Origin of the sequence: Micromonospora sp. CPCC 205558 (genome assembly GCF_036902955.1) — a bacterium.
In the GTDB taxonomy this organism is placed as follows: Bacteria; Actinomycetota; Actinomycetes; order Mycobacteriales; family Micromonosporaceae; genus Micromonospora.
The window spans coordinates 41467-61878 of record NZ_JBAKHR010000034.1 but is presented as its reverse complement, the minus strand read 5'-3'; the positions used below and the strand labels follow the sequence as shown (position 1 = coordinate 61878).

15 protein-coding genes and 1 pseudogene are annotated in these 20412 nt (G+C 70.9%); 8 read left to right on the top strand and 8 right to left on the bottom strand.

The window, feature by feature from the left end; translation table 11 throughout:
- Window positions 1-24 precede the first annotated feature (24 nt).
- The 3 genes from V6U86_RS28765 to V6U86_RS28755 all read right to left on the bottom strand — a co-directional run bounded on the left by V6U86_RS28765 (window position 25) and on the right by V6U86_RS28755 (window position 5162).
- On the bottom strand, window positions 25-2856 hold the full coding sequence (locus V6U86_RS28765; RefSeq protein WP_334508672.1) for a PQQ-dependent sugar dehydrogenase: 2832 nt from the start codon (window positions 2854-2856) through the stop codon (window positions 25-27).
- An 87-nt stretch (window positions 2857-2943) separates the two neighbouring features.
- On the bottom strand, window positions 2944-4083 hold the full coding sequence (locus tag V6U86_RS28760; protein ID WP_442935024.1) for a ThuA domain-containing protein: 1140 nt from the start codon (window positions 4081-4083) through the stop codon (window positions 2944-2946).
- A 473-nt stretch (window positions 4084-4556) separates the two neighbouring features.
- On the bottom strand, window positions 4557-5162 hold the full coding sequence (locus tag V6U86_RS28755) for a TetR/AcrR family transcriptional regulator (RefSeq protein WP_334508668.1): 606 nt from the start codon (window positions 5160-5162) through the stop codon (window positions 4557-4559).
- Window positions 5163-5446: 284 nt separating this feature from the next.
- Between V6U86_RS28755 and V6U86_RS28750 the strand changes: the two genes are divergently transcribed.
- Both V6U86_RS28750 and V6U86_RS28745 read left to right on the top strand, forming a co-directional pair.
- Window positions 5447-7090: an MDR family MFS transporter gene (locus V6U86_RS28750; protein ID WP_334508665.1), complete on the top strand. Its 1644-nt coding sequence runs from the start codon at window positions 5447-5449 to the stop codon at window positions 7088-7090.
- 57 nt (window positions 7091-7147) lie between these two features.
- Window positions 7148-7780: pseudogene (locus tag V6U86_RS28745) on the top strand (phosphatase PAP2 family protein); the annotation flags it as partial.
- A gap of 141 nt (window positions 7781-7921) precedes the next feature.
- Here the strand turns inward: V6U86_RS28745 and V6U86_RS28740 are convergent.
- On the bottom strand, window positions 7922-8623 hold the full coding sequence (locus V6U86_RS28740) for an SAM-dependent methyltransferase (RefSeq protein WP_334508716.1): 702 nt from the start codon (window positions 8621-8623) through the stop codon (window positions 7922-7924).
- A gap of 104 nt (window positions 8624-8727) precedes the next feature.
- On the opposite strand from V6U86_RS28740, the gene mug reads away from it, so the two are divergent.
- The 4 genes from mug (at window position 8728) to V6U86_RS28720 (ending at window position 12559) form a co-directional block, all read left to right on the top strand.
- The gene (gene mug, locus V6U86_RS28735) at window positions 8728-9297 is read left to right on the top strand and encodes a G/U mismatch-specific DNA glycosylase (RefSeq protein WP_334508663.1); all 570 of its coding nucleotides are present in this window, start codon (window positions 8728-8730) and stop codon (window positions 9295-9297) included.
- Between the two features lie 108 nt (window positions 9298-9405).
- Window positions 9406-10506, top strand: coding sequence for a calcium:proton antiporter (locus V6U86_RS28730; RefSeq protein WP_334508713.1), 1101 nt, complete (start codon window positions 9406-9408; stop codon window positions 10504-10506).
- 532 nt (window positions 10507-11038) lie between these two features.
- Window positions 11039-11782 (top strand): neutral zinc metallopeptidase, encoded by a 744-nt coding sequence (locus V6U86_RS28725; RefSeq protein WP_334508661.1) that lies wholly within the window; start codon window positions 11039-11041, stop codon window positions 11780-11782.
- 120 nt (window positions 11783-11902) lie between these two features.
- A complete protein-coding gene (locus tag V6U86_RS28720) occupies window positions 11903-12559 on the top strand; it encodes an HAD family hydrolase (protein WP_334508711.1) in 657 nt (218 codons plus the stop codon).
- A gap of 93 nt (window positions 12560-12652) precedes the next feature.
- On the opposite strand, the gene V6U86_RS28715 is transcribed toward V6U86_RS28720, so the two are convergent.
- The 4 genes from V6U86_RS28715 to V6U86_RS28700 form a co-directional block, all read right to left on the bottom strand.
- Complete coding sequence (locus V6U86_RS28715) at window positions 12653-15208, bottom strand: ABC transporter permease (RefSeq protein WP_334508659.1); 2556 nt, start codon at window positions 15206-15208, stop codon at window positions 12653-12655.
- The gene (locus V6U86_RS28710) at window positions 15208-15975 is read right to left on the bottom strand and encodes an ABC transporter ATP-binding protein (protein ID WP_334508657.1); all 768 of its coding nucleotides are present in this window, start codon (window positions 15973-15975) and stop codon (window positions 15208-15210) included. The genes V6U86_RS28715 and V6U86_RS28710 overlap by 1 nt, the downstream gene beginning before the upstream one ends.
- A 356-nt stretch (window positions 15976-16331) precedes the next feature.
- Window positions 16332-17009, bottom strand: a complete 678-nt coding sequence (locus tag V6U86_RS28705) for a response regulator transcription factor (RefSeq protein ID WP_334508654.1) — start codon at window positions 17007-17009, stop codon at window positions 16332-16334.
- Window positions 17010-17246: 237 nt separating this feature from the next.
- Window positions 17247-18161, bottom strand: coding sequence for a RecB family exonuclease (locus tag V6U86_RS28700; RefSeq protein ID WP_334508652.1), 915 nt, complete (start codon window positions 18159-18161; stop codon window positions 17247-17249).
- A 140-nt stretch (window positions 18162-18301) separates the two neighbouring features.
- On the opposite strand from V6U86_RS28700, the gene V6U86_RS28695 reads away from it, so the two are divergent.
- Together V6U86_RS28695 and V6U86_RS28690 are read left to right on the top strand one after the other, a co-directional pair.
- The gene (locus V6U86_RS28695; protein WP_442935023.1) at window positions 18302-19393 is read left to right on the top strand and encodes a site-2 protease family protein; all 1092 of its coding nucleotides are present in this window, start codon (window positions 18302-18304) and stop codon (window positions 19391-19393) included.
- On the top strand, window positions 19390-20391 hold the full coding sequence (locus V6U86_RS28690; protein WP_442935022.1) for a tRNA (adenine-N1)-methyltransferase: 1002 nt from the start codon (window positions 19390-19392) through the stop codon (window positions 20389-20391). Before V6U86_RS28695 ends, V6U86_RS28690 begins: the two co-directional genes overlap by 4 nt.
- The last annotated feature ends 21 nt before the right edge of the window (window positions 20392-20412 follow it).

Genomic DNA, 20412 nt, shown 5'->3' with positions numbered 1-20412 from the left:
CAGGCCGGGCCCACCCCTTGCTTGTCAGCCGGTGGTCAGGATGAATTTCTCCCAGGCCCCGACCGACGTACGGTTGGCGATCAGGGATCCGGCCCCGGCGTTCTCGGCGCACACGATCTGGTTGTTGACCGTGGCCCGCAGACCCACTGTCCCATCCGAGTTGGTGATGAGCTGGAAGGTCTCCCACGACCCGACCGCCGTGGCGTTGGCGACCAACGCTCCGGCGCCGGCGTTCGTGGCCGATACGTACAGCCCGTTGGCGCGCGACCGCAGCGCGATGTTGCCGTTGCCGGCGTCCACCCGGTCGAACTGCTCGGTGCTGCCGACGCTGGCCTTGTTGGCGATCAGCGCGGTGGTGCCGACCGCCGACACGTACTGGCTGTTGATCTGCGCCCGCAGCGTGGTCACCGGCGTGCTGCCACCGGTGCCGGTGGTGAAGGTGAACGCGTCCACGTCGAACAGGTAGCCCGACCCGCCCTTGAACACCAGGTACAGCGTGGTCGACGCGCTGGGCGGGTTGCTGATCGTGCCGGAAACCTCGGTGAAGGTCTCCCAGTTACCGGTCACCGGTACCGAGACGGTGCCCAGCAGCGTGCCCGTGGCCGACCCGGCCCGTACCTCGATGGTGCCGCCGGCCCCGGCCGACGACGCCCGCACGGTGATGCGGTTCGCGTTGGACAGGTTGTACGGCTGGTACGAGATCCAGTCGTTGTTCTCGATGAACCCGGCCGTGCGGCCACCCTCGGCGTTGGTGTGGTCGGTGGCCTGCACGCCCGACGTGGCGCCGAAGTGCTCACCCTGGCGGTGCTTCGGTTGCAGCGTCTTGATGCTGTGCGTGGTCAGCCCGCCATTGTCGGTGTAGGCGGCGTCGAAGACCCCGTAGATGTTCGCCGCGGAGTCGTGCTCCCCGTCGGTCGGGAGGGTGATCGAGCCGCTGCACCCGTTCTTCGAGGTGATCTGGTGGGCGTGGCTGTCGTGGCCCAACGCGTACGTCAGGCTCACCTTGGAACAGTCGATCGTGCCGTCCTGCGGGTCACTCACCGAGATCTGGTACGGCACCGTGTCACCGAAGGTGAACAGCTGCCCGTCGGCGGGCGACGTGAGCGTCACCGTCGGGGCCGTGTTGCCAACGGTGATGACGAGACTCGCCGTGCCGGACAGCCCGGCCGGGTCGGTGACCTTCAACGTGGGGGAGTACGTACCGTTCGTGGTGTACGTCTTGGTGGGGTTCGCCGCCGTCGACGTGGTGCCGTCGCCGAACGTCCACAGGTAGCTGAGCGCCCCGCCCTCCGGGTCGGAGCTGCCGGCCGACGAGAAGTTGACGGTCAGCGGGTTGGCCCCTGACGTGGGGTTCGCCGAGGCGACCGCGATGGGGCTGCGGTTGCCGCCACCGATGTACTCGATCCGGAACAGCGCCTGGTTGTTCGAACCGGTGCCGTAGTCCAGCACGTAGAGCGCGCCGTCCGGGCCGAAGGCCATGTCCATGACCTGGGTGCCGGTCCACGGGAAGTTGGAGATCTCCCCGCGCGACCCGTCCGAGTTGACAGCGATGGCCTTGATCCAGCGGCGGCCGTACTCACCGGCGAAGAACTGACCGTTCAGCGACTGGGGGAACTTGATGCTGGAGTTCAGCGACGCGTCGTACCGGTAGACCGGCCCGCCCATCGGCGATTCCGAGCCGCTGCCGAACTCCGACGGCGAACTGGAGTCGCCCGCGTACTTGATCCAGGCCGGCTTCGCGGCGGGCAGTGTGCCGAGGCCCGTGTTGCGGAACGAGTTGTTGGTCGGCCCGCCCGTGCAGTTGTACTTCGACTGCGACGGCCCGGACGGGAAGGTGTATTCATTGTATGTTTCCGTGCTCGTGTTGGTGCCGGTGCAGTACGGCCAGCCGTAGTTGCCGGGTGCCGCGATGCGGTTGAACTCGACCTGACCCTGGGGGCCCCGGCTGGAGTTCGTGGACCCGGCGTCGGGGCCGTAGTCGCCGAGGTAGACGACGCCGGTCGCCTTGTCGACGCTCATCCGGAACGGGTTACGCAGGCCCATCGCGTAGATCTCGGGGCGGGTGTTCGCCGTGCCCGGGGCGAACAGGTTGCCCGACGGGATCGTGTACGTGCCGTCGGCCTGCGGTTTGATTCGCAGCAGCTTGCCCCGCAGGTCGTTGGTGTTGGCGGCCGTGCGCTGGGCGTCGAACTGCGGGTTGCGGTTGGTCCGTTCGTCAAGCGGCGCGTAGCCGGACGACTCGAACGGGTTGGTGTCGTCGCCGGTGGTCAGGTACAGGTTGCCGGCGGCGTCGAAGTCCAGGTCACCGCCGACGTGGCAGCACTGCCCACGGTCGTTGGCGACCTGGAGCACGATCTTCTCGCTGCCCAGGTTGAGCGTGTCGTCGGAGTTGAGGGTGAACCGGGACAGCCGCAGGTGCCCCTTCCACCGGTCCCAGTCGGACGACGAGCCGGTGGTCGGGGCGTCCCCGGACGGGGTGCTCAATGTGGGGGAGTAGTACAGGTAGACCCACCGGTTGGTGGTGAAGTTCGGGTCGACGGCGACGCCCTGCAACCCCTCCTCGTCGTGGGTGTAGACGGACAGGGTGCCGGAGACCTTGGTGTTGCCGGCCACGTCGGTCACCCGCAGCACGCCGTTGCGGGCGGTGTGCAGGACCGAGCGGTTGGGCAGCACGGCCAGGGACATGGCCTCACCCAGCTCGGCCGAGCCGGTGGCGAGCTTGACCTGCTGATAGTCGGAAGCGGGAATCACCGCCGCCTGGGCGGTGGACGGTGCAGCCACAGCGAGGGCCGCGCTCGCGACGGTGAGCACCGCCGCGAAGAGCGCCCGGGGCCAGCGCCGGGGGTACGAGAGCATGATCGTCCTTTCTCGACGATCGGGGGACGGGCGCGCGGGGGCGCGCCACGACCAGGTGGGGTGGTGGGGAACGAGCGGGGGATCAGGTCAGTTGGTGGTGACCAGGTCGAACTTCTCCCACTGACCGATGGAGGTCCGGTTGGCGATCAGCGGAGAGGAGCCCCCGTTGTCGGCGGCGACGTAGCGGTTGTTCACAGTGGCCCGCAGGCTCACCGTGCCGTCGGAGTTGCGGACCAGCTGGAACGTCTCCCAGGCGCCGGCGGTGGCCCGGTTGGCGATCAGCGCGGCGGCACCGGCGTTCTCGGCCGCGACGTACTGCCCGTTGCTCTTGGCGCGCAGCGCCACGTTGCCGTTGGCGAGGTTGACCAGGTCGAACCGCTCGCTGGTGCCGACGGAGGTCTTGTTGGCGATCAGCGCGGTGGTCGAGTTGGGCGCGCTCACGTACTGGTTGTTGGCGCGGGCCCGCAGGGTCGAGCCGCTGACGGTGGGCGGCGGGGTCGTCGTGCGCGGCGAGCAGTCGGCGGTGACCGAACCCGCGGCGACCTGGAGGCCGCCGAGCAGCATCCGGGTGAAGTTCGGGTCGGTGTACGACGCCTCGGTGTGCCCGAGGCCCGTGTACCAGGCCCGTCCGCCGCCGTACGCCTTGCACCAGGTGATCGGGTGGTCGCCGTTCATGTTGCCGCCGCTGTAGGACGACTCGTCGAGGCTGGCGAGGACCCGCGCGCTGGACCGGGGGTTGGTGCGGTAGTTGTACCACTCGTCGGAGCGGACCCAGGTGGTGCCGAGGTGCGCGGTCGACGGGTTGGTCTGGTCCTCGATCTTCACGGTCGCGGTCTGGATCGCCGGGTGCGAGTCGAACCACGCCCCGACCAGCGAGCCGTACCACGGCCAGCTGTACTCGGTGTCGGCGGCGGCGTGCACGCCGACGTACCCGCCACCGGCGGCGATGTACGACTCGAACGCCGTCTGCTGGCTGGCGTTGAGGACGTCGCCGGTCGTCGACATGAAGACCACCGCCTGGTATTGGGCCAGGTTGGAGGTGGTGAACTGGGCGGCGTCCTCGGTCGACGTCACGGTGAAGCCGTTGGCGGAGCCGAGCTGCTGGATCGCGGCGATGCCGTTGGGGATCGATGAGTGCCGGAAGCCGGCGGTCTTGCTGAACACCAGGACCTTGGTCAGTGGTGCCGCCGAGGCGGGGGTTGGCAGGGCGACCAGGCTGGCGAACATGACGGCCAGGCCGGTGACGAGTGCCAACAGGCGGGGACGGGAACGCATGGTCTTGCTCCTCTGCTGAGCGATGACCCAGGCGCGCGTCACGGAACTTCGCGGCTCGCCGGGGCCGAGGTTGGCGGTGGTACGGAGCCGGGCCGCCGATGCTCGGCTGAGATGGTGCGGGGTGGTGCCGTACCTGTGGGGATCGTCCTGCGGGGAGCGCGACGCTGCGCTGTGTGCGGGTTGCCGTGCCGGTGCTCCCCGCCCGCCGAGGGGGGAGCGTCGCGTCGCTACCGACAGCGCCGGGAGACGGCCGGCGCGGCAGTGGCGACCAAACGCGATCGCGTCGCCGAGGTGCCCCTACCTACCACAAAGGACGGTCAGAGCGCATCGACTTCTATCGCTGAGGCAGTAAACCTCCGATGTCTGCGCTCCGTCAAGACCGCGCCCGTTGACTACCACCCACTGGACGACGCCACCGGGACTCCTCAGCCCAGTGCGCCGGGGGCCACCGCGGGAGCGGCCGCGACGAGTGCGGTCCGGACGGTTTCCGCCATCGGGTCGCCCGGGTGCTCGATATGGTGCTGGACGGCGACCCGCAGGATGGCCAGGAAGGTCGCGGCCAGGAGGCGGGAGCGCAGTGCCACGTCGTCGCCGGTCAGCCGGTGGGCGAGTTCGGCGGCCAGCTCGCGTTCGATCGCGGCGTACGCCGCCACCTGATGTGGAGCCAGACCGGGGTGCCCGCGCAGCTTTCTGCGTTGGGTCAGCCAGGAGGGCTCAGAATCGCTGAAAACCTCCTCGATGAGGCGCTCGGCTGCCCGGCTCAGGACGGTCCACGGCGCCTCGTCGACGGGCTGTTCCCGGATCAGCTCCAACAGCCGGTGCAGGCGGATGGTGTCGCCGTGAAAGAGGGCCTGCTCCTTGTTGGAGAAGTAGTTGGAGAAGGTCCGCCGGGAGACGTTGGCGGCGTCGGCGATCGCCTCGACCGTCACCGCGTCGATTCCCTCCTCGGCGGCGAGGCGGAGGGCCGCCTCGTGCAGGGCGAGGCGGGTGGCCGCCTTCTTGCGCTCCCGCAGACCGGTCGTGTCGTCCATCGCACCGAGGATACGTGCGGGTGAGCAGCTTCTCAATGAGCAAACTTGCACACTGGGCAAGATCGGTAGATGCTTGCTTGAGGCAACCAACACTCGTGTCTGGGAGCAGACGTGGAAAGCGGCCCTGGCCGACAGCCACCGCTGGCACGGCGAGGTGTTCGAACGAGCGCTTGCCGACTGGACTCCCGGCGAGGTGGCGGCGCTGAGCGCCGCCCTCGGGCGATTCACCGCGACATCGAGATCGCCCTCGGAAACAACGACAACGACAATCTGGAGGCCGCGCGATGAGCGCACCCACCATCACGGCCGGCGCTGAGCCGATGACCCATCGGCGGACACTGGAAGCGCTCAGTGGCCTGCTGCTGGTGCTCTTTGTCGCGATGCTGAGCAGCACGGTCGTCTCGACCGCGCTCCCGAAGATCATCGGAGCGCTGAACGGCTCGCAGAACCAGTACACCTGGGTGGTCACCGCGACCCTGCTCACCGCGACGGCAACCACCCCGATCTGGGGCAAACTCGCCGACCTGTTCAACAAGAAGGCCCTTATCCAGGTCGCCATCGTGGTCTTCCTGGCGGGTTCGGTCGTCGCCGGCTTCTCGCAGAGCGCCGGCCAGCTCATCGCCGCCCGCGCGTTCCAGGGCATCGGGGTCGGCGGTCTGCAGGCGCTCGTCCAGGTGGCGATCGCGGCCATGATCCCGCCGCGCGAGCGAGGCCGTTACAACGGCTACCTCGGTGGTGTCATGGCCGTCGCGACGGTCGGCGGCCCACTGCTCGGCGGACTCATCGTCGACACGTCCTGGCTTGGCTGGCGCTGGTGCTTCTTCGTCGGCGTGCCGGTAGCCGCCATCGCGCTGATCCTGCTCCAGGCCACCCTGCACCTGCCGACCGTACGGCGCGAAAACGTCAAGATCGATTACTTGGGTGCCAGCCTGATCGCCGCCGGTGTCAGCGTGCTGCTGATCTGGATCTCCTTCGTCGACGGCTCGTTCGCCTGGGCCTCCTGGCAGACCGCGGCCATGGTGGGCGGTTCGCTCGTCCTGCTCGCCCTGGCGGTCCGGGTCGAGTCGCGCGCGGCCGAGCCGGTCGTCCCGCTCGGTATCGTGCGCCAGCACACCACCGCCCTGGCCATCCTCGGTAGCCTCGCGGTCGGCATGGCCATGTTCGGAGGTGCTGTCTTCCTCGGCCAGTACTTCCAGATCGGCCGCGGCTACAGCCCGACCGAGGCAGGCCTGCTCACCATCCCGATGATGGCCGGAGTCCTCGGCTCCTCCATCGTCGCCGGCCGGCTGATCACCAGGAGCGGAAAGATCAAGCCGTACATCGTCGTCGGTTCGATCCTGCTCGTCGCCGGGTTCGCACTGCTCGGCACCATCGACCACGAGACGTCGCTCGTCCTGGTCGGCGCCGCCATGTTCACCGTCGGCGTCGGCGTCGGCATGACCATGCAGAACCTCGTTCTCGCCGTTCAGAACACGGTCTCGCTCAAGGACATCGGCGCGGCCAGTTCCAGCGTCGCGTTCTTCCGGTCGCTCGGGGGCACCATCGGCGTCTCCGTGCTCGGCGCCGTCCTCGCACGTCGGGTCGGCGACCAGATCACCCACGACCTCACCGCCGCGGGGATCCCCGTCTCCGGCAGTTCGGGGGGCAGCAGCAACCTCAACATCACCGCCCTGCCCGAGCAGGTCCAGGACATCGTCCGGGCCGCCTACGGCGACGCCACCGGCCACATCTTCCTCATCTCCGCCGCCATCGGGGTCGTCGGCATCATCGCCGCGCTCCTGCTCAAGCCGATCACCCTGCGGACCAGCCTCGACCTGCCGGACGCGGCCACCTCGACGGCCCTCGCCGCCGACGCGGTCGACGGCGCTCCCGCCTTCGACCAGGTGCGCGTCGACACCACGCCTGACGGATCGACGCCCCGACGCTGACATCGGGCAGTCCGACCCGGGGCCGGTACGAGCGAACGTCACCGAATCGAGGGGTCTGTGGATACCGCGGAGTTGCCAGCGGCACCCGCCCGGCGAGCCGCCGCACTGCGCCGGGCTGTACGTGAGCTGGGGCTCGTCGCCGCACTGTTCCTCATCTACAAGGCCGCTCGGGTGGTGGCGGCAGACCGGGGGTCGACCGCGGTGGGAAACGCGGAATGGGTCTGGCGGGTGGAGCGCCTGCTTCACCTGCCCAACGAGGCCGCCTTCCAACGCCCCGTGCTCTCCCACGAGCTGTTGGTGCACCTGGCCAACGGCTACTACGCGTACGTGCACTTCCCGGCCACGACCATCTGTCTGATCTGGCTGTACGTACGCCACCCCGTGCGTTATCTCTGGACGCGTCGCATGCTCGCCGGGCTCACCGCGGCCGCACTGGCGCTGCACTTCCTGCTTCCGCTGGCACCGCCGCGACTGACCGCCCTGACCGGCATGGTGGACACCGGCAGCCGTTACGGGCCCGCGGTCTACGGCCCACCCGACACTGACGCGTTGAGCAACCAGTACGCCGCCATGCCCTCCCTGCACGTCGGTTGGGCTCTCGCCGTCGCCGTCGCGCTCATCGCGGTGACCGGCGGGCGCCTGCGGTGGCTGTGGCTGGCGCACCCGCTCGTCACCCTGCTGGTTGTCGTGACGACGGGCAACCACTACTGGCTCGACGGCATCGTCGCGGCCGTGATGCTCGCCATCGTCTGCCTCGTTCTGCCCACGCTCCACACCGGCGACCAGCCCACCCAGCCGCCGACGCAACACCCGGCCGGATGGCCCCGCCAGTCAGCGGCCGAGGACGAGGTAGGCGAGACCGAGGACGCCGCGATACCCGCCGACGTACTGGCGCAACCGGTCGTCGAGTTCCGCGCGGACGTCGGCCGCCCGGGGATCCTCGGGGTACGCCAACAGCCACTCCTGCCGTCCGGCGAGCCAGGTGGATTCGAAGTCGTCCCACTCCCGCTGATCGGCGGTGCTCAGGTGCAGCAGCCGCCAGCCGCGCTCGCGGGCGGCCTCGATCAGCCCGGGGAGAGTCGCCACCTCCGGGCCGAACACCTCGGCGATCTCCGCCGTGGGGGACCGTTCCCAGTAGGTGTCGCCGAACAGCAGCCGTCCCCCGGGCCGCACCACGGTGGCGAGGGCGTCGAGGGCGGCCGCGGTGCCGCCGAAGGCATGTGCCGAACCGATGCAGAGGACCCGGTCGGCGGGCTCCTGCCAGGCCGCCGCTTCCCCCATCACGAAGGCGACGTGCCGGTTCAGGGACCGCGCCGCGGCGAGCCGCCGTCCTTTGGTGAGCGCGGCATCGTCGGTGTCGACGCCGACACCCCGCGTCGGGACCGGGCCGGACACGCCTCCGGCGGCGACCGCCCGCAGCAGCAGTTCACCCCAGCCGCAGCCGAGGTCGAGCACGCGCGCGCCGGGGCGGACGTCGAGCCGTTGCAGCAGCAATGCCGCGTGCTCCTGTGACAGCGGAGTGTTCCAGCGCATCCGCGCGTAGCGGCTGGCGGCGAGGTGGTCGGTCGACTGCATCCGTTCAGGGTGTCAAGACGTGCGCCGGTGCCGGCACCGGGGCGTACGGCAGGATCGGTGGTGTGGACGCGGAGCGTGCGGGGCCGCCGCGGCGGCCGACCCCGCAGGAGGTGGCGGCGGCGGCCGGCCGGGGTCTTCCGGACGTGATCGGCCCCGGGCTGCGCGTGTTGTTCTGCGGTTACAACCCGGGCCTCTACTCGGCGGCGGTGGGGGAGCCGTTCGCCCGGCGGGGCAGCCGCTTCTGGCCGGCCCTGCACGGGGCTGGCTTCACCGACCGGCAGCTGCGTTCGTGGGAAGGCGACGAACTGCTGCGTCAGGGCCTGGGCATCACCAGCCTGAGCAACCGGGCCACCGCCCGCGCCGCCGAGCTGACGTCGGAGGAATTGGTGGCCGGGGTTGCCGGGTTGGCGGTGAAGGCCGAGCGCTATCGGCCGCGCTGGGTGGCGATCCTCGGGGTGACCGCGTACCGGATCGCCTTCGCCCGACCGAAGGCCGGCCTGGGTCCGCGACCGGACCGGCTGGGCCCGGCCCGCGTCTGGGTGCTGCCGAACCCCAGCGGCCTGAACGCGCACTTCCCCCTGCCGGCGCTGACCGCCGAGTTCGCCAAGCTGCGGCGGGAGCTCGAAACCTAGCCGGCCGGTGCGGCGGCGAGCCCGACGGTAGGGCTGCGGGACCAGCGACACGGCAGACGCTGCGTCGATCGTGGGCACATGATCACCTGGCCTGGCACTCTGTATGGCATGACCGCCCTGCTGCGCTCCCGCCTGACCGACTGGACCCTCGTCGTACCCGTGCTCGCTCTCCTGGTGTTGGTCGTCACCTGGGGGCGGGACCTGCCCGGCCTGATCATCGTGGTGGTCGCGGCGCTCCTGGGGGGTGCCGTGCTCGCGGCCGTGCACCACGCGGAGGTGGTCGCCCACCGGGTGGGGGAGCCGTACGGGTCGCTGGTGCTCGCCGTCGCGGTCACCGTGATCGAGGTCGCCCTCATCGTCACGCTGATGATCAGCGGACCGGAGAAGACCCAGGCGCTCGCCCGGGACACCGTCTTCGCCGCCATCATGATCACCTGCAACGGGATCCTCGGCCTGTCCCTGCTGCTCGGGGCGCTGCGCCGTCGCGTCGCGGTGTTCAACCCGGAGGGCACCGGCGGGGCCCTGGCCACCGTGATCACCCTGGCCACCCTCAGTCTGGTCATTCCGACCTTCACCACGGCCCGGCCCGGCCCGGAGTTCAGCCCGGCCCAGCTCGCGTTCGCCGCCGTCGCCTCGCTGGCGCTCTACGGGCTGTTCGTCCTCGTGCAGACCGGCCGGCACCGCGACTACTTCCTGCCGGTCGACAGCCGCGGCCAGGTGATCGATGCCGAGGAGCACGCCAAGCCGCCAACCACCCGCGCGGCGCTGACGAGCCTGGGGCTGCTGCTGGTGGCGCTGATCGCGGTGGTCGGTGACGCCAAGACCGTCTCCCCGACCATCGAGGCCGGCGTCGCCGCGGCGAACCTGCCACACGCGTTCGTCGGTGTGATCATCGCCCTGCTGGTGCTGCTGCCGGAGACCCTGGCCGCCGCCCGCGCCGCCCGCCGTGACCGCGTGCAGATCAGCCTGAACCTCTCGCTCGGCTCGGCCATGGCCAGCATCGGCCTGACCATCCCCGCCATCGCGATCGCCTCGATCTGGCTGGAAGGCCCGCTGCTGCTCGGCCTCGGCGGCACCCAACTCGCCCTGCTCACACTCACCGCCGTGACCGCCGTACTCACGGTGGTGCCCGGCCGGGCCAGCGTGTTGCAGGGCGGCGTACACCTGGTGCTGCTGGCGGCCTTCGTCTTCCTGGCCGCCAGCCCGTGACCCGCACCGCGACCCGGTGGCCCGGTAGAAGCCGGCGCACCCCACCCCCTCCCCTGGTTGATCATGAAGTTATTGCCACGACACGCCGACGCGAGTGGCAATAACTTCATGATCACCGGGGGGTGCGAGGTGCGGGGTGCGAGGTGCGAGGTGGGGGTGGGGGTTAGGTTGGCGGGATGGGGACTGTCTGGGTGGTACTGGGGGCTTTTGTGGTTGTGGCTGGTGTCGCGGGCGGGGTGGTGGCTCGGCGGGGGAGGCGGATTCCGCCCGGCGAGGTGGGGGACCACGACCCGGCGGCGGGGCGGGAGGCCAGGGGTCGGCAGCACCGGTACGAGGCCGAACGGCACGGTGACCAGGGTGATACCTGGCAGCGCGGGCGGGATTCGAGCGGCTGACCGATCCTCCTGACCGTCCGGACGGCGAAGCTCGGTGTGAACCGTGCGGGCGCTCCCTACGTGGAACCGGTGATGGGCGTGGTGGTCGTACCGTCGGGGTACATCGCAGCGCGAGCACCGATGTCTGGGGAGGCACAGTGGGCGAACGGTTCGGACGGGACGCGCGGGGCCCGTTGGCGGGTCTGCTGATCGCCGCCCTGGTCTCACTCGCCTGCGCCGGCGGTGGGCTCGCCGAGCCGGAGGCTGAGCGCCCCGGAGCGAACCCGCCAGCCGCCTCCCCAGGGCCGAGCACCACCCGGGCCGACAGCACCACCAGCATCGCCGAGTTCGAGCAGGACGTCGCCGACGCGCAGGCGGTCGCCGAGCGGTACTGGGCGGCCCAGTTCAAGGAGTCGGGGCAGCGGTTCCGGCCGATCCGGCGGATCATTCCGTACCAGCGCGACGGCGAGGTGTCCTGTGGCGGGCAACGGCTGCCCCGCAACAACGCCGTCTACTGCTCACAGGGCGACTTCATCGCGTACGACATCGCCTGGTCGGTGGCGGCGTTCCGCCAGGTCGGCGACGCGTTCGTGTTCTACCTGCTCGGGCACGAGTACGCACACGCCATCCAGGTGCGGCTCGGCATCAACTACAGCTTCACCATCCAGCAGGAGTTGCAGGCCGACTGCATGGCCGGGGCGTACCTCGGCGACTCGGTGCGCTCGGGTGCCCTGACCCTCGCCGAGGGTGACCTGGACGAGTTCCGGGAGGGGGTGGCGGCGGTCGGCGACGACCCGGACCAGCCGTGGTTCGCCGAAGGCGCGCACGGCAGCCCCGAGCAACGCACCGACATGTTCTTCCGGGGGTACGAGGGTTCCCTGACGGAGTGCGACCTGGGCTGAGCGGGTTGCCCGTGTCACTCCGGCGCCCGTTGCCGCCACCGGGCACGGATGGTGCTGGCAGGATCGCCGGTGTCGCCCACGACCCTGGAGGCTCCGCTGAGCAGCACCTACCCCGCCGCCGTGCTCTTCGACATGGACGGCACGCTGGTCGACAGTGAGAAGCTGTGGGACGTCGCGTTGCAGGAGCTCGCGAAGGAGTACGGCGGGGAGCTCTCCGTCGACGCCCGCCAGTCGATCATCGGCACCGCGATGGCCGAGTCGATGCGCATCCTGCACGACGACCTGGGGCAGCCCGAACGGGATCCGGAGATCAGCGCGGCGTGGATCAACGCCCGGATCCTGGAGCTGTTCCGCACCGGCCTGCCCTGGCAGCCTGGGGCGTTCGACCTGTTGCGCGCGGTCCGCGCGGCGGGAATCCCCACCGCGCTGGTCACCTCCAGCCCTCGGGCACTGGTCGAGATCGCCCTGGACACCCTCGGTCGGGACAACTTCGACACGGTCGTCGCCGGCGACGAGGTGGTGGCGGCCAAGCCGCATCCCGAGCCCTACCTGACCGCGGCCCGGCTGCTGGGTGTGCCGATCGAGCGTTGCGTGGCGATCGAGGACTCACCGACCGGGGTGGCCAGCGCGGTCGCCTCGGGCGCGGCAGTGTTGGCCGTACCGGCGGAGGTGGCGTTGCCGAGCACTGTCGGCGTACACCAGGTGGAGAGCCTGACCGGCGTGGACCTGGACTCGCTCGCGGCGCTGCTCGCCGATCGGGCCGCGGCGACCAGCTGACCCGCCCAGCGCGGGTCAGGGGCGCACCGCGACGACCGGACGGCCGAGGCCCCCGGTCGCGCGGACGGCGACCGGGGGCCTCGACAGTGCCGATCAGTCGTGGGCGATGGCGCCCAGGACGTTGATCCGGGCCGCCCGGACGGCCGGGAGCACCGCGGCCACCACACCGATGATGGCGGCGAGACCGAGGAACACCCCCATCTGCCCCCAGGGCAGGATCAGGTCGGTGATGCCCTCGTCCTTGAGCGCCTCGACCACCGCGGCGCCGAGACCGGTGCCCACCACCACGCCGAGCAGCGCGCCGAACACCGAGATCACCACCGCCTCTACGGTGATCATGCCCATGGTCTGGGACCGGCGCAGGCCGATCGCCCGCAGCAGACCCAGCTCGCGGGTCCGCTCCAGCACCGACAGGGCCAGGGTGTTGATGATGCCCAGCACGGCGATCACGATGGCCAGCGCGAGCAGGATCTGGATCATCGTGAGCAGTCCGTCGAGCGAACTCATCTGCTGCTTGATGAACGCGTCCCGGTCGGCCACCGACACCTCGGGGCTGTCCGCGAGCAACGCCTCCACCTGCGGTTGCACGTCGGAGACCCGGGTGCCCGGTGCGAGCTGGATGAAGCCCTGGATGGGCTGCGGGATGGCGAAGTTCTTCGCCGCCGCCGGCGGCAGCGTCACCGGGTTGGTCAGCTGCGACGACTCGTAGATGCCGCTGACCGTGTAGGTGCGGGCCTCGCCCCGGGTCAGCTGCACGCTCACCGTCGAGCCCACCGACCAGCCACGCGAGGTGGCCGTGTCCGAGCTGGCCAGCATCTGGGTCGGCCCGATCCGGTCGATGTCACCGGCGGTGGGCTTCGCCCCGAAGATCTGCCGCAGCGACGCCGGGTCGCTGCTCGCCGCCACCCAGGTGCTCTCACCGTCGATCTTCGCCATGTCGCCGTACTCGCCGTCGACCAGCTGCACACCGGGCAGGGCCTTGGCCTGGTCCAGCACCCCCGGGTCGAAGGACGGCGGACGCGGACCGCCCTGCACGCCGGCGATCACCAGCTCGGCCTTGATGGTGTCCTGGGCGAGAGCGCTGATGCTGCCCTTGGCCGAGTCGAGGATGACCGTGACGCCGGTGACCAGCGCGATGCCGACCATCAGCGCGGCGGCGGTGATCGCCGTGCGGCGCGGGTTGCGCCCGGAGTTGAGCCGGCCCAGCTTGCCCGGCACCGACCAGGAGAAGATCGCGCCCAGCAGGCTCACCACCGGCCGGCTGATCAGCGGGGTCAGCAGCGCCACCCCGATGAACGCGAACAGCACCCCACCGAGGATGGTGGACAGCGTCTGACCGCCGGCGTTGCCGCTGAGCCCGAGGAACAGCAGCACCGCGCCGACGCCGGTGACCAGCGACCCGGCCACGGTGACCTTGGTCAACGGCCGGTCCGGGGTGGCCACGTCCTGCATGGCCGCGATCGGCGGGATCCGCGACGCCCGCAGCGCCGGCAGCAGCGCCGCCACCACGGTGATCACCAGACCGACGGCGAACGCACCGATCACCGCCGCCGCCGGCACGCCGATCCCGGCCAGGGTGAGCCCACCGGCGAACTTGCCGAACAGGAACGCCAGCAGCGCGCCCACCCCGATACCGGCCGCCAGGCCGAGCACCGACGCGATCAACCCCACCGCGATGGCCTCCAGCACCACCGAACCGATGATCTGCCGGCCGCTGGCCCCGATGGCGCGCATCAGCGCCAACTCCCGGGTCCGCTGCGCCACGATGATCGAGAACGTGTTGAGGATCAGGAAGGTGCCCACCAGCAGCGCCACCGCGGCGAAACCGAGCAGGATCTTGTTGAAGAAGGACAGGCCCTCCTTCAGACCACCCGCGGCGTCCGCGGCCAACTGCTCGCCGGTCTTCACCTCGTAGTCCGCCCCGAGGGTACGGCTCACGTCGTCGCGCAGCGTCTCGTCGGAGACCCCGCCGGCGGCACGCACGGTGATGTTGCTGAACACGTCCGGCTCGCCGAGCATCAGCCGCTGCGCCACCGGCGTGGTGAAGAAGACCTCGTTGGCCCCACCGATCGAGTCCCGGTCACCGCTGTAACCGACGACACCAACCAGGGTGAAATCCCGCTTCTTCGACTCGAACGCGGTGAGCACGCCGACCTTCTGGCCGACCTGCACCTTCGCTGCCGTGGCCAACGCCTTGTTGATGACGATCTCGTCCTCGGCCTGCGGCGCACGCCCCTCACGCAGCCGCAGCAGCTCGCCCTCGCCGGTCCAGTTCTCGCCCAACTGCGGCGGACCGAACGAGGTCACCACCTTGCCGTTGCTGCCGATGATCCGAGCGCCGTCGGCGGCGACGACACCGGTGGCCGACGCCACCCCCGGCACCTGCGTGACCCGGTCCACCACGGCGGCGGGCAGCGGGGCGGCGGTCTGCTCACCCTCCATCTCGTTGACCTGCACCTTCGGCTTCGCCGCGACGTTCACGTCGACGTCCGAATAAGCGTCGGCGAAGATCGAGTCGAAGGAGCGACCCAGCGTGTCGGTGAGTACGAACGCGCCGGAGACGAACATCACCCCGAGCACCACCGCCAGGCCGGACAGGATCAGCCGGACCTTGCGGGCCAGCAGACTCTTCAGCGTCGCCCGGAACATCAGTTGCCCACCTCGGCCGGAGTGTCCAGCTTCTTCATGGTGTCCAGCACCGTCTCGGCGGTCGGCTCGATCAGCTCCGAGACGATCTCACCGTCGGCGAGGAAGACCACCCGGTCGGCGTACGCGGCGGCCGTCGGGTCGTGGGTCACCATCACGATGGTCTGGCCGTGCTCCCGCACCGAGTTACGCAGAAAGTTGAGCACCTCCGCGCCGGAGCGCGAGTCCAGGTTGCCGGTCGGCTCGTCCGCGAAGATCACCTCGGGGCGGGAGACCAGCGCCCGCGCGCACGCCACCCGCTGCTGCTGCCCACCGGAGAGCTGCGCCGGCCGGTGGTCCAGCCGGTCCTTCAGACCCACCGTCTCGATCACCGTGTCGTACCAGGCCGGGTCCGGTTTGCGGCCGGCGATCGACAGCGGCAGCAGGATGTTCTCCTTGGCGGTCAGCGTCGGCAGCAGGTTGAACTGCTGGAAGATGAAGCCCACCTTGTCGCGCCGCAGCTTCGTCAGCCCCGCGTCGCCCAGCCCGGTGACCGTCGTCTCGCCGATCGCCACCGTGCCCCGGGTCACCGAATCCAGGCCGGCCAGGCAGTGCATCAACGTCGACTTACCGGAACCCGACGGGCCCATGATCGCGGTGAAGCGGCCACGTTCGAACTCGGCGCTGACCCCCCGCAGCGCGACGACCTGAGCCTCGCCGCTGCCGTACACCTTCCACACGTCGTTCGCCCGGGCCGCGGCCTGCGCCTGCTGGCCTACCGTCGCGGTCACGTCATCTACCTCTTCCGTCTGTCCGAAAACGCACGCCGCCCCCCGATGGTCCGGCGCGACTGTTCAATCATCGGTGCCTTGCCTGCCCGTCCCGTCCGACCCAGGGGGGACCCGCGGCGGATTTCCCGCTGCGGGTGCACCCCTATGTCGGATCAGGGTTGCCCCTGACGTGACGACCGGTTGACCGTTTTTCCCCACCCGGCGGCGGCAGCAGCACCGACACTTCCACCTGACGCCACAGGAGGGTCAACCGAACCGAGCCATCTCCGGTCACGGTAGGTGACGACGGCAACGGCAGCCGTCCCCCCACGGAGGGATCTTCGAGTACGCCAGGTGAGGTACCCGGGCCGGTGCGGCTACGCCCGGGGGCGGACCAGCCCCGACTCGTACGCCAGCACGACCGCCTGCACCCGGTCGCGCAGCCGCAGCTTGGTCAACACGTGCCCGACATGGGTCTTGATGGTGGTCTCGCTCACCGAGAGGACCGTCGCGATCTCGGCGTTGGACAGCCCTCGGGCGACCTGCACGAGCACCTCGCGCTCCCGGTCGGTGAGCGCGTCGAGCACCGCCGACGGGGTCACCGCCGGGTCGGGCAGCAGCTCCGCGAAGCGGTCCAGCAGTCGCCGCAGAATCCGGGGCGCCACCACCGCGTCGCCGCCGGCGACCGTGCGGATCGCCGCGATCAGGTCCTCGGCCGGAACGTCCTTGGCCAGGAACCCGCTGGCGCCGGCCCGCAACGCGCCCACCACGTACTCGTCCAGGTCGAAGGTGGTGAGCACCAGCACCCGGACCGGCAGTCGGGCGTCGACGATCGCCCGGGTCGCCGCCACCCCGTCCATCCGGGGCATCCGGATGTCCATCAGCACGACGTCGGGCAGCAGCCGGCGGGACAACTCCACCGCCTCCACGCCGTCACCGGCCTCCGCCACCACGTCCAGGTCGCTCTCGGCGCCCAGCACCATCCGAAACCCGGTCCGCAGCAGCGGCTGGTCGTCGGCGAGCAGGATCCGCACCGGCCGCGCCTGATCGGTCATCTCGTCTCCCGTCCCGCGTCGCCGGTCACCCTCGCGCCCGTCGCGGACCACGGTAGAGGTCAGGCCCGCGCGGAACCCTCTCCCGCGCCGCGATCTTGCACTTTCGGTGGCGACAGGCTGGGGCAAACCACCCGATGTCGACAACCGAAACTGCAAGATCGCGGGGTGTGATGAGCGCGGCGCGTGGGGTGGGTGGGTGGTGGGTGGGTGGGTGGTGGGTGGGGTGGGTGGGTGGGGTTACTCGTCGGCGCCCGGTGCTACCGGGGTGGACCGGGAGTCGCGCAGCGGGTCGGCGCTCGCCGCGGCGACCGGGAACGGCGGCGGGGTGCCGCCGAAGCTCGGACACAGCGCCTGGTGGCTGCACCAGTCGCAGAGCCGGCTCGGCCGGGGCCGGAAATCCTGCCGGGCGGTGGCCTGCTCGATCGCCCGCCACAGCGCCACCACGGTGCGTTCGAAGCGAAGCAGCTCGTCGGCGTCCGGTGTGTAGTCCAACACCTCGGCGTCGCGCAGGTAGAGCAGCCGCAGCACCCGGGGCACCACCCCCCGGGTGCGCCACAGCACCAGGGCGTAGAACTTCAGCTGGAACAACGCCCGCGCCTCGAACGCCTCCCGTGGGGCGCCGCCGGTCTTGTAGTCGACCACCCGCAGCGCGCCGTCCGGAGCGACGTCGAGCCGGTCGAGGTAGCCCCGGATCAACAACTCCTCGTCGACGACCGCGGAGATCAGGCTCTCGCGTTCGGCTGGCTCCAGCCGGGTCGGATCCTCCACCGCGAAGTAACCCTGCAACAGCCCGGCGGCGGAGCGGAGGAACTCCACCGGGCCGGCCGGCTCCGCGTCGTCGAAGATCCCGGCCAGCTCCGGCTGCTCGGTGACCAGCCGGTCCCACTGGGGGGCCACCAGGTCGCCGGCCGCCTCCGGTGTGCGGCCGGTGGCGGGCAGGTCGAACAGGCGCTCCAACACCGCGTGCACCAGCGTGCCCCGGGCCTGCTCGATCGTGGTGCGCTCGGGCAGCCGGTCGATGCTGCGGAACCGGTAGAGCAGCGGGCAGGTCTTGAAATCCGCCGCCCGCGACGGGGACAGCGAGGCCCGCACCGTCGGCGGCGCCTGCGCCGCAGGGGAGGGCTGGGAGGTGGTGACCGATTCCGCCGTCATGTCGGCAAAGGTTAGGGCACGGGTGTGACACCGACCGCCGCCCGCCCCGCACAGCGACGGTCCGTAGCATCGTGGCGATGGAGCAGACAACCCGGCCGCCGCGCCGACCAGACCGACGCCTCGGCCTGAACGTCGGACGGGTGTTCGGGGTGCCGCTGCACCTGAACGGCTCGATGGTCCTGCTCGCGGTGTTCATCGCGGTGCTGTACGGCGAGTTCGCCCGCCGGCAACTGGGCCTGCCGCAGCTCAGCGGCTACCTGATCGGCTTCGGGTTCGTCGTGTCGCTGCTCGGTTCGGTGCTGCTGCACGAACTGGGCCACGCCCTCACCGCCCGCCGGTACGGCATCGGTGTGCGCGGGATCACCCTGGAGCTGCTCGGCGGCTACACCGAGATGGACCGGGACGCCCCGTCGCCCCGCGTCGACCTGCTGGTCTCGCTCGCCGGCCCGGCGGTCTCCGCGGTGCTCGGTGTCCTGGCGGTCGCCGCCACGCTCGCCCTGCCCCAGGGGACCGTGGCCCACCAGCTCGCCTTCCAGCTCGCGGTCAGCAACGTCATCGTGGCGTTGTTCAACAGCCTGCCCGGCCTGCCGCTCGACGGCGGCCGCGCGCTGCGCGCCGCCGTGTGGGGGCTGACCCGCGACCGGCACCTCGGCACCGAGGTCGCCGGGTGGGCCGGCCGGATCGTCGCCGTCGGCACCGCAGCCCTGGTGCTGCTCCTCACCGTCGAGCGGCGTCTGGCGCCGCTGGCGCTGCCGCTGATGCTGCTGGTCGCCGTCACTCTCTGGCGCGGCGCCGGGCAGTCGATCCGGGCCGCCCGGGTCAGCCGGCGGTTCCCGCTGATCGACCTCCACCGGCTGGCCCGTCCGACCTGGCCGGTGGCCACCGGTACGCCGCTGGCCGAGGCCCAACGCAGACGCGCCGAGAGTGGGCGGCCGGGTGCCGCGCTGCTGGTCACCGACTCCACCGGTCGGCCGGTGGCGCTGGTCGACCCGACCGCCGCCGACGCGGTCCCGGTCGAGCGCCGACCGTGGCTGGCTGTCGACGCCGTCGCCCGGTCGCTGGGCACACTTCCCACGCTGTCGCTCGGGTGGGACGGCGAGCGGGTGATGGAGGCCGTACAGACCCACCCGGGCGCGCAGTACGTGGTGACGTCAGGCGAAGATGTCGTCGGCATTCTGCACATCGCGGACCTGGCACAGCTCCTCGAACCCAACCGGAAGATGACACCGTGACCGCAACTCCCTCCACCGTCGCCGCCGACCCCGCCACCCCGGCTCTGACACCCGTGCACCGGGGGCCGTTCCGGCCCGGCGACCGGGTCCAGCTGACCGACCCCAAGGGGCGGATGCACACCGTGACGCTGGAGCCCGGCAAGGAGTTCCACACCCACCGCGGCATCCTGGCGCACGACGCGCTGATCGGGCTCCCCGACGGCAGCGTGGTGACCACCGCCGGTGGCGGCACCGCGTTCCTGGCCCTGCGGCCGCTGCTGTCGGACTATGTGCTGTCCATGCCGCGCGGCGCCCAGGTGATCTACCCGAAGGACTCGGCGCAGATCGTCGCGATGGGTGACATCTTCCCCGGCGCGAAGGTCCTCGAGGCCGGCGCCGGCTCCGGCGCGCTGAGCTGCTCCCTGCTGCGCGCCGTCGGCACCGAGGGCGAGCTGCACTCGTTCGAGCTGCGCGACGACTTCGCCCAGATCGCCAAGCGCAACGTCGAGGCGTTCTTCAACGGGCCGCACCCCTCGTGGCACCTGCACGTCGGCGACGTCGCGCAGTGCCAGGAGACCGGCTTCGACCGGATCATCCTGGACATGCTGACCCCCTGGGAGACCCTCGACATGGTCGAGCGGGCACTGGTGCCCGGCGGGGTGTTCATCGGCTACGTCGCCACCACACCGCAGCTCTCCGAGCTGGTGGAGGCGCTGCGCGAGCGCGGCGGCTGGACCGAGCCTCGGGCCTGGGAGTCCCTGGTGCGCGACTGGCACGCCGAGGGCCTCGCCGTCCGGCCGGACCACCGGATGATCGCCCACACCGCCTTCCTGGTGTCCGCGCGCAAGCTGGCCCCGGGAGTCACCGCGCCACCGCGTCGCCGCAAACCCAGCAAGGGCACCGAGGCGTACGCGCAGCGCCGCCAGGACCTGCGCGAGGCGGAGGCGGCCCGACAGGCCGCCGCCGCCCAGGCCGCGGGCGCACAGCCCAACGGTACGGGGGAGATGGACAGGCCGTGACCATCGAGCTGGGTGTCGGCA

Excerpts from the sequence above, each read along its gene's own strand:
- V6U86_RS28765 (WP_334508672.1), bottom strand. The coding sequence starts at position 2,856 with ATGCTCTCGTACCCCCGGCGCTGGCCCCGGGCGCTCTTCGCGGCGGTG.
- V6U86_RS28760 (WP_442935024.1), bottom strand. The coding sequence starts at position 4,083 with ATGTTCGCCAGCCTGGTCGCCCTGCCAACCCCCGCCTCGGCGGCACCA.
- V6U86_RS28755 (WP_334508668.1), bottom strand. The coding sequence starts at position 5,162 with ATGGACGACACGACCGGTCTGCGGGAGCGCAAGAAGGCGGCCACCCGC.
- V6U86_RS28750 (WP_334508665.1), top strand. The coding sequence starts at position 5,447 with ATGAGCGCACCCACCATCACGGCCGGCGCTGAGCCGATGACCCATCGG.
- V6U86_RS28740 (WP_334508716.1), bottom strand. The coding sequence starts at position 8,623 with ATGCGCTGGAACACTCCGCTGTCACAGGAGCACGCGGCATTGCTGCTG.
- V6U86_RS28730 (WP_334508713.1), top strand. The coding sequence starts at position 9,406 with ATGACCGCCCTGCTGCGCTCCCGCCTGACCGACTGGACCCTCGTCGTA.
- V6U86_RS28715 (WP_334508659.1), bottom strand. The coding sequence starts at position 15,208 with ATGTTCCGGGCGACGCTGAAGAGTCTGCTGGCCCGCAAGGTCCGGCTG.
- V6U86_RS28705 (WP_334508654.1), bottom strand. The coding sequence starts at position 17,009 with ATGACCGATCAGGCGCGGCCGGTGCGGATCCTGCTCGCCGACGACCAG.
- V6U86_RS28700 (WP_334508652.1), bottom strand. The coding sequence starts at position 18,161 with ATGACGGCGGAATCGGTCACCACCTCCCAGCCCTCCCCTGCGGCGCAG.